The sequence below is a fragment of the Actinomycetospora rhizophila genome (genome assembly GCF_042657905.1).
Taxonomy (GTDB): Bacteria; Actinomycetota; Actinomycetes; order Mycobacteriales; family Pseudonocardiaceae; genus Actinomycetospora; species Actinomycetospora rhizophila.
Window position 1 is genome coordinate 226,292 of the sequence record NZ_JBHSKG010000009.1, and the last position, 7,705, is coordinate 233,996.

The window sequence follows — 7,705 nt, forward strand, 5'->3', positions numbered from 1 at the left end:
CGGGTGACAGAGGTGAGGTTTCGGTGGGCCGAGACACGAATCACAGCGGTCGTCGGCGCTGCCCCGGGCTGTGCCGCGCGGCGCCCGATCCGTCCCGCGGCCCGCCCTCCTGCGCGGCCAGCAGGGGCGAGCGCGACAGCAGGAACACCCCGATCACCATCAGGACGGCGCCGGCCAGCCCGCCCAGGAGCGCGAAGCCCCCGTTGATCTCCTCGCCCAGCAGGGCGATGCCCCAGGTCGACGAGAGCAGCGGGTTGCCGAGGATGAGCCCCGGCTGCGAGGCCAGCAGCCGCCCGGCCCGCAGCGAGTGCTGGAGCACCAGGAACGCCGCCGGCGCGACGGGGATCAGCAGGTAGCTCTGCCAGGTCGTGAAGACGCCGGCCACACCCTCGCGCTGGAGCGCCTCGGACATCGCCTTGACGATCACGGCGACGAACCCGGACCCGATGCCCGCGGCGATCCCGTAGAACGCGGCCCGGGTGACGGTGCGCGAGCGTTTCGCGACGGAGCTGGTGAGCCAGAGCAGGCCCATGGTCACGATCGTGCCGAGGATCCAGGTGAGCGTGCCGGCCCCGAGCGCGTCGCCGCCGCTGGGCTGCAGGGTGACGAGCAGGACGACCAGGCCCACGGACATGATCGCGACGGCGATCCACTCGCGGCGGCGCAGCGCTCCCCCGAGCACCCACCAGCCCAGCAGCAGCGTGAACGGCAGCTCCATGACGAGCACCGGCTGCACGAGCGCGATCGACCCGAGGCTCAGCGCCGTGGCCTGCAGCGCCACCGCGACCGCGAAGATGGAGGTCCCGATCAGCCACGCGGGCCGCTGGACCATGTCCCGCAGGGTCCCGGCGCTGATGCCGCGGGCGCGGGCGCTGTCCTGCGCCGCCTTGCGCTGGAGCACCAGGGCCGTCGCGTTGGCGATGGTCGCGAGCAGCACGAGCACCACGGCCATGCCTGCGCCCGCCCTCTTCCCGATCGTCGGCGACCCTCGGCCGCAAACTACCGCCCGACCCGGTGGGGTCGCCGCGCCGGGCCGCGGGCACGCACCGATCGCGCTGCGCCGAACGCCGTCCCCATCGGCCGGATGCGTCCACGGCTGTCCGGGTGACCTGCGGGTCCCGGCCGGGGCGGCGCCCTAGCGTCGACGACGTGCGAGAACGGGACGGGCCCCCGGGCGGAGGCCGGCGGTGGCGGGCCGGGTGGCGGGCCGGGTGGCGGCTCCCGGCGCCCGGCTGGCGACGGGTGGTGGCGCTGCGCCGGGCCGCGGCCGGGGCGCTGGCGGTGCTCGCGGTCGCGTTCCTCGCCGCGCCCGGGGTCGCGCCGGCCGGGACGCCCGTGCTGGTGGCCGCGCGCGACCTCGCGCCGGGCGTGGCGCTGGGCCCGGCCGATGTGGCGGTGCGGTCGCTGCCGCCCGACCTCGTGCCGGTGGGCGCGCTCGGCGAGCCGGCCGCGGTCGCCGGGCGTCAGGTCGTCGGCGGCGTGCGGGCGGGCGAGGCGCTCACCGACGTGCGGCTGCTCGGGCCGGTCGCCGCGGTCGCCGCCGCGGGGGTCCCGGACGCGGCCGGGGTGCCGGTACGCCTCGCCGACGCCGGCGTCGCCGCGCTGCTGACGCCCGGCACCCGGGTCGACCTCGTGGCGGCCGGCGCCGCGGAGGGTGCCGGGGGTCCGGTGGGCGAGGCGGCCGTGCTGGCCCCGGGCGCGGTGGTGCTCGCCGTGCTGCCGCCCCCGCAGCGGACGGCCGGCTCAGCACCGGTCGTGGTCGTCGCCCTGCCGGCGGGGCTCGCGGCCCGGGTGGCCACGGTGTCGCTGCGGGAGGAGGTGACGGTCACGCTGCGCTGACGGGCACCCGGGACGGGTCGGTCAGGGCCGGTCGTGGTGCGGCGGGCGCTCGTCGTCGTAGCGGCGGCGGTCGGACTCGTCACGACCCGGGTCCCCCGCGCCGCCGGGCTCGCGCTCGTCGGACGACGCCACCGCCTCGTCCCCGAAGATCGCGGCCCGCAGCGCCGCCCGCCGCCGGGCCTCGGCGCGCGGGTCGGGCTGCGGGTCAGGTGGACCGGAGCTCAGTGCTCCTCCATCCCCGAGAGCTCGGCGATCACGTGGGAGATCATCGGGGTGAGGGTGGCCATGCCGTCGCGGACGGCGGCGCGCGAGGAGGCGAGGTTCACGACGAGGGTGCTGCCCGAGACGCCCACCAGGCCGCGCGAGAGGCCCGCGTCGACGGCGCCCGCCGCCAGGCCGGACGCGCGGATGGCCTCGGCGATGCCCGGGATGGGGCGGTCGAGCACGCCCGCGGTCGCGTCGGCGGTGACCGCGCGCGGCGACACCCCGGTGCCGCCGACGGTGACGACGAGGTCGACGCCGCCGATCACCGCGGTGTTGAGGGCGTTGCGGATGGCCACCGACTCGCCCGGCACGACGATCGTGCCGTCGACGACGAGGCCGGCCTCACCGAGGAGCTCGGTGACCAGCGGCCCGATCGTGTCCGCGCTCTCGCCCCGGCTGACGCGGTCGTCGACCACGACGACGAGGGCGCGTCCCAACAGCTCCTCCGTACCGCCGTGCAGCGGCGAGTTCTCCATGGTCACCAAGGTAGTCGGCACCGCCACGACGGTACGAGGTGGACGCGCGGCGACGGTCGTGTCACGGCGCGTGCCACCGGGCGGCTAGCGTGCCCGCGTGCGCGTACTCCTGACGGGCGGGGCCGGCTTCATCGGCTCGCACATCGCCGACCTGCTGGCCGAGCGCGGGCACACCCCCGTGCTGCTCGACGCCCTGCTCCCCCAGGCCCACGCGGCCGGCAAGGCGCCGGAGTGGCTCGACCGCTACCAGCTCGTGCACGGTGACGTGCGCGACGCCGACCTGCTCGACCGGCTGCTGCCCCAGGTCGACGCGGTGTGCCACCAGGCGGCGATGGTCGGCCACGGCGTCGACCCGAACGACGCGCCCGCGTTCGCCGAGAACAACGACCTCGCCACCGCCGTGCTGCTCGCCGCGATGTACCGCTCCGGGCACCGCGAGCTGGTGATGGCGAGCTCGATGGTCGTCTACGGCGAGGGCCGCTACTTGTGCCCGGAGCACGGCGTCGTGCCGCCGCCGGCCCGCACGCAGGCCGACGTCGACGCCGGGCGCTACGACCTGCCCTGCCCGCACTGCGGCCGCGACCTCGACGGCGAGCTCATCCCCGAGGACGCGCCGCTCGAGCCGCGCAGCACCTATGCGGCGACCAAGCTCGCCCAGGAGCACCTGGCGGTGGCGTGGGCGCGCGCGACCGGCGGGCGGGTCTGGGCGATGCGCTACCACAACGTCTACGGCCCCCGGATGCCGCAGAACACGCCGTACGCGGGCGTCGCGTCGATCTTCCGGTCGTCGCTGGAGCGCGGCGAGGCCCCGCGGGTCATGGAGGACGGGCGCCAGCGGCGCGACTTCGTGCACGTCGGCGACGTCGCGGCCGCCAACGTCGCCGCCCTCGAGACCCCGGCCGCCGCGGGCCGCTGCGTGCCGCTCAACGTGTGCTCGGGCGAGGTCCGCACGATCGGCGACCTCGCGACCACCCTCGCCGCGACGATGGAGGGCCCGGCGCCCGAGATCGTCGGCGGCGCCCGGCCCGGCGACGTCCGTCACGTCACCGCCGACCCCGCACGCGCCGCCGACCTCCTCGGCTTCCGCGCACGCACGAGCTTCGCCGACGGGATCGCGGCGTTCGCCACCGACCCGCTGCGCGACGCCGTCGGCTGAACGCCCGGTGATCAACGGGGACTTCGCGCGCGTAGAAGCAGCGAACCGCGCGTTCGCTGCAGAAGGGGCCGGGCGCGCCGGCTACCAGACCGTCGCCAGCAGGTGGTTGATCGCGAGCGCGAGGACGGCCTGGGCGAGCAGCCACCAGCGCCACGAGGGCCGGGGCAGCAGGGCCGCGAGCGGCACGATCCACACCGCGAACGGCAGCCAGATGCGCTCGACCTCGGACTTCGAGAGCCCGGAGAGGTCGGCGACGAGCACGGCGACGAGCCCTGCCGCGCCGAGCGCCACCAGCACCACGGGCGCCGCGCGGGGCCGCCAGGCGGCACGGCGCAGGCCCGCGATCACCGCGGGGCCGAGCACGAGCACGAGCGCCGCGAGGTTGCCCCACACCCAGTACTCGTAGGGACGCAGGAGCCCGTACTCGCCCACCTGGTAGTAGCGGACCTTGACCTGCTCGTACCCCTCGTACCACCAGAACCCGGCGAGCGTGAACGCGGCGACGACGGCCGCGGCGCCGAGCCCGCCGGTCAGCAGCGGGGCGGCGCGGCGGGTGAGCAGCGCGACCGCGACCGGCAGCAGCCCGGCGAGCACGAGCCCGTAGGACAGGTACAGCGACAGGCCGAGCACCACCCCGCCGGCGACGCACACGAGGTGCCCGAGCAGCCCGCGCCGGGCCGCGCCGACCGCGAGCAGGGCCACGCCCCACGCGAGGACCGCGGCGAACATCCCGTCCGCGGACACCCCGACCCACACCGCGCCCGGGAAGAGCACGCCGAAGGGCAGGTAGGCGCGGGCGAGGTCGCGGTCGCCCAGCGCGGCGAGCGTGATCGCGACGGCGACCACCGCCGAGGCCCCGATCGCCGCGGTCACGGCGCCCGCGTACTCGCCGCCCGGGAACCCGGCTCGGTCGAGCAGGACGTAGAAGAGCGTCGCGGCCGGCGGGTGGCCCGAGGAGTGCGTGACCAGGGTGTCGGGCGTCAGCCCGGCGATGCGGTCGGCGAAGGTCTGCAGGAAGACCGAGATGTCGCCGGTGCGGGGAATCTCCGCGAGGTACTCGGTCGGCGTCGCCAGCCGTTCGGCGACCCCGACGATCCACCCGTCGATCGTCGCGAGGGCGAAGGTCCACGCCGCCGAGGCGACGTACGCCACCCCGAGCAGCGGCCCCCAGGCCAGCCGGCGGGCCACCGCGGGGCCACCGAGAGCGACGAGCAGGGCCACGAGGACCGCCGGCACCGTGCCCGGACCGACGTGCGGCAGCCACGACGCCAACAGCGGCGGCCACCCCACCAGCACGGGGACGCCGGCGTCGATCAGCCGCCATCCGACCACGGACGATGCCGTGACCAGCAGCGCGGCGGCCAGGACGGCCAGGAGGTCGCCGCGCAGGCGCAGCGGGGGGCGGGTCGCCGACGGTGGTTCGCCGGCGGGTTCGGGGCGGTCCCGCAGCACGGTGGTCATCGCCGCCGGACAGTACGGAGCCGCGGTGATCTCGGGGTGAGGAGGTCCGTGAAGCCGCTGTGAGTCGCCCGGACGGGGCAGATCGGGCACGCCCCGACGGCCCACCAGCCACCCGACGCGGGCACCAGCCCCAGGCGGCGAGCACACGACCGACCTCATAGCGTGACCAGGGTGGAAGGTCGCGTGGACGTCGTGCTCCCCTGTCTCGACGAGGCCGAGGCCCTGCCCGGCGTGCTCGCCGCACTGCCCGACGGGTTCGACGCCGTCGTGTGCGACAACGGCTCGACCGACGGCACCCCCGCCCTCGCGGCGCAGCTGGGTGCGCTCGTCGTGCACGAGGCGAAGCCCGGGTACGGCGCCGCGGTGCACACCGGTCTCGAGGCGACGCGCACCGACGTCGTCGCGGTGATCGACGCGGACGGCTCGCTCGACCCCGCCGAGCTCCCCGCGATGGTGCGCCTGCTGCTCGACACCGACGCCGACCTCGTCGTCGGCCGGCGTGTGCCGGCGGCCCGGGGGGTGTGGCCGTGGCACGCGCGGGTCAGCAACCTCGTGCTGTCCGGGCTCATGCGCACCCGGGGCGTGGCGGTGCGCGACATCGCCCCGATCCGGGTGGCGCGCCGCCGGGCGCTGCTCGACCTCGGGATCACCGACCGCGCCTTCGGCTACCCCCTCGAGCTGCTCATCCGCGCCGGGGCCGCCGGGTGGCGCATCCGCGAGGTCGACGTCGCCTACCGCCCGCGCGCCGGCGGCCGCTCCAAGGTCTCGGGCTCGGTCAAGGGCACCGCGCGCGCCGTCCGGGACATGTCGAAGGCGATCGCCCGCACCCGCCCGTCGACGCCCACGGCACCGTCCACCGCACTCGACGACCGCGACACCACTCGATGAGGTCCGGCGTCGAACCGATCACGGCGCCCCGCACGAACGCGCGGACCATGCGGACCAGTGCGCCGGTCACGAGGGTCGTCCTCGTGCTCGCCAAGGCCCCCGTCGCGGGGCGGGTCAAGACCCGGTTGATGACGGCCACGACCCCCACCGGGGCGGCGGGCATCGCCGCCGCCGCCCTGCTCGACACCCTCGACGCGGCGCGGGCCGTCCGCGACGCCCGGGTCGTGGTCGCGCTCGAGGGCGACCCGGCCGACGCCGAGCGCCGGGACGAGATCCTCGCGGCCCTGGCCGGCACGGTCGTCGTCCCGCAGCGCGGCGACACCCTGGGCGAGCGGATCACCGCCGCGCACCGGGACGTCGCCGACGCGTTCCCGGGCGCGGTGAGCGTGCAGATCGGCATGGACACCCCGCAGGTCGACCCGGCGCTGCTCGCCGACGCGCTCGACCTCGTCACCACCGGCGCCGACGCGGCGCTCGGGCTTGCGCTCGACGGGGGCTGGTGGGCGCTCGCGCTGGCCGACCCGCGCCGGGCCGCGCTCATCGCCGACGTGCCGACCTCGCGGGACGACACCGGCGTCCGCACGCTCGCCGAGCTGCGCGCCGGGCACGAGGGGCTGGCCCCGGGCCGCGTGCTCGAGCTGCCGCCCCTGTCCGACGTGGACACCCCCGACGACGCCGTCGCCGTCGCCGACCTCGTCCCCGCGGGCCGCTTCGCCCGCGCCGTCGCGGACGTGCTCCCCCTCCACGGGTCGAGCACCGGTCCGCTCCGTCTCCCCGTCCCCGGAGGCCTCCCACGATGACCCGCATGACGTCGAGCCCCGTGACGGCCCCACCCGCGGCCGAGATGCTCACCGGGGCACCCGACACCGGGACGGTGTTCGACGCGGCGCTCGCCGGGCGCAGCCACCGTCTCGTGCGCCACGACGGGGTCGTGCTGCCCCTGGCCGTGCAGCGCTGGCACGACGACGCCGACGCCGAGGACGACTGGCTGCTCGACCGCTGCGCCGGGCCCACGCTCGACCTCGGCTGCGGGCCCGGCCGGCTCGTCGTCGCGCTCGCCGACCGGGGCGTGCCGGCGCTGGGCGTCGACGTGTCCGTGCAGGCCGTCCAGCGCTGCCTCGAGCGCGGCGCCGCGGTGCTCCACCGCGACGCCTTCGAGCGCCTGCCCGGCGAGGGGCGCTGGCAGCACGTCGTGCTCGCCGACGGCAACATCGGCATCGGCGGCGACCCGGTGACGCTCCTGCGGCGATGTCGCGCCCTGCTCGCCGAGGGCGGCACGGTCCTGCTCGAGCTCGAGCCCGACGCGGGCCTGTGGTGCGGCGTCGCCTACCTCGAGTGCCTGGACGAGCCCGTCCTCGACACCATCGGTGACGCGCCGTGGTTCCCGTGGGCGGTCCTCGGCCCGCACGCGGTCGACGAGGTGGCCGCCGAGGCCGGGCTGACCGTGGTGGCCCGCGACGAGGGCGCCCGCGCGTTCGTCGAGCTCGCTCCCGCCTAGTGTCCTGAGTCAGAAATTCGCCGGCAGTAGTTGGCGATGCTGTCGAGGATCTCGTCGGCGGTCTTGGTCCAGACGTAGGGCTTGGGGTCGTCGTTCCAGGCCTTGATCCAGGCGCGGATGTCG

At 76.6% G+C, this 7,705-nt stretch carries 8 protein-coding genes and 1 pseudogene; 5 read left to right on the plus strand and 4 right to left on the minus strand.

Features of this window, described 5'->3' with window-relative positions:
* Positions 1 to 40 precede the first annotated feature (40 nt).
* Complete coding sequence (locus tag ACFPK1_RS18505; protein WP_378022401.1) at positions 41 to 952, minus strand: DMT family transporter; 912 nt, start codon at positions 950 to 952, stop codon at positions 41 to 43.
* Between the two features lie 197 nt (positions 953 to 1,149).
* On the opposite strand from ACFPK1_RS18505, the gene ACFPK1_RS18510 reads away from it, so the two are divergent.
* Positions 1,150 to 1,839 (plus strand): SAF domain-containing protein, encoded by a 690-nt coding sequence (locus ACFPK1_RS18510; RefSeq protein WP_378022402.1) that lies wholly within the window; start codon positions 1,150 to 1,152, stop codon positions 1,837 to 1,839.
* Positions 1,840 to 2,060: 221 nt separating this feature from the next.
* Here the strand turns inward: ACFPK1_RS18510 and ACFPK1_RS18515 are convergent, their stop codons facing one another.
* Entirely contained in the window at positions 2,061 to 2,579 is a 519-nt protein-coding gene (locus tag ACFPK1_RS18515) for a MogA/MoaB family molybdenum cofactor biosynthesis protein (RefSeq protein ID WP_378022422.1), read from the minus strand.
* 97 nt (positions 2,580 to 2,676) lie between these two features.
* On the opposite strand from ACFPK1_RS18515, the gene ACFPK1_RS18520 reads away from it, so the two are divergent.
* A complete protein-coding gene (locus ACFPK1_RS18520; RefSeq protein ID WP_378022403.1) occupies positions 2,677 to 3,735 on the plus strand; it encodes an NAD-dependent epimerase/dehydratase family protein in 1,059 nt (352 codons plus the stop codon).
* A gap of 81 nt (positions 3,736 to 3,816) precedes the next feature.
* Here ACFPK1_RS18520 and ACFPK1_RS18525 read toward each other — a convergent pair whose 3' ends face one another.
* Positions 3,817 to 5,196, minus strand: a complete 1,380-nt coding sequence (locus ACFPK1_RS18525; protein WP_378022404.1) for a hypothetical protein — start codon at positions 5,194 to 5,196, stop codon at positions 3,817 to 3,819.
* Positions 5,197 to 5,379: 183 nt separating this feature from the next.
* Between ACFPK1_RS18525 and ACFPK1_RS18530 the strand changes: the two genes are divergently transcribed.
* From ACFPK1_RS18530 to ACFPK1_RS18540, 3 genes are read left to right on the plus strand one after another with little or no spacing between them, the layout of a single operon-like run.
* Complete coding sequence (locus tag ACFPK1_RS18530) at positions 5,380 to 6,084, plus strand: glycosyltransferase family 2 protein (protein WP_378022423.1); 705 nt, start codon at positions 5,380 to 5,382, stop codon at positions 6,082 to 6,084.
* A gap of 47 nt (positions 6,085 to 6,131) precedes the next feature.
* Positions 6,132 to 6,884 (plus strand): TIGR04282 family arsenosugar biosynthesis glycosyltransferase, encoded by a 753-nt coding sequence (locus ACFPK1_RS18535; RefSeq protein WP_378022405.1) that lies wholly within the window; start codon positions 6,132 to 6,134, stop codon positions 6,882 to 6,884.
* A 5-nt stretch (positions 6,885 to 6,889) separates the two neighbouring features.
* On the plus strand, positions 6,890 to 7,582 hold the full coding sequence (locus tag ACFPK1_RS18540) for a class I SAM-dependent methyltransferase (protein ID WP_378022406.1): 693 nt from the start codon (positions 6,890 to 6,892) through the stop codon (positions 7,580 to 7,582).
* On the opposite strand, the pseudogene ACFPK1_RS18545 reads toward ACFPK1_RS18540, so the two are convergent.
* Positions 7,579 to 7,705: pseudogene (locus ACFPK1_RS18545) on the minus strand (IS630 family transposase); the annotation flags it as partial. The gene ACFPK1_RS18540 and the pseudogene ACFPK1_RS18545 overlap by 4 nt on opposite strands.

Coding starts and splice junctions, on each gene's coding strand:
- ACFPK1_RS18540 (WP_378022406.1), top strand. CDS start 6,890: ATGACGTCGAGCCCCGTGACGGCCCCACCCGCGGCCGAGATGCTCACC.
- ACFPK1_RS18535 (WP_378022405.1), top strand. CDS start 6,132: ATGCGGACCAGTGCGCCGGTCACGAGGGTCGTCCTCGTGCTCGCCAAG.
- ACFPK1_RS18515 (WP_378022422.1), bottom strand. CDS start 2,579: ATGGAGAACTCGCCGCTGCACGGCGGTACGGAGGAGCTGTTGGGACGC.
- ACFPK1_RS18525 (WP_378022404.1), bottom strand. CDS start 5,196: ATGACCACCGTGCTGCGGGACCGCCCCGAACCCGCCGGCGAACCACCG.
- ACFPK1_RS18505 (WP_378022401.1), bottom strand. CDS start 952: ATGGCCGTGGTGCTCGTGCTGCTCGCGACCATCGCCAACGCGACGGCC.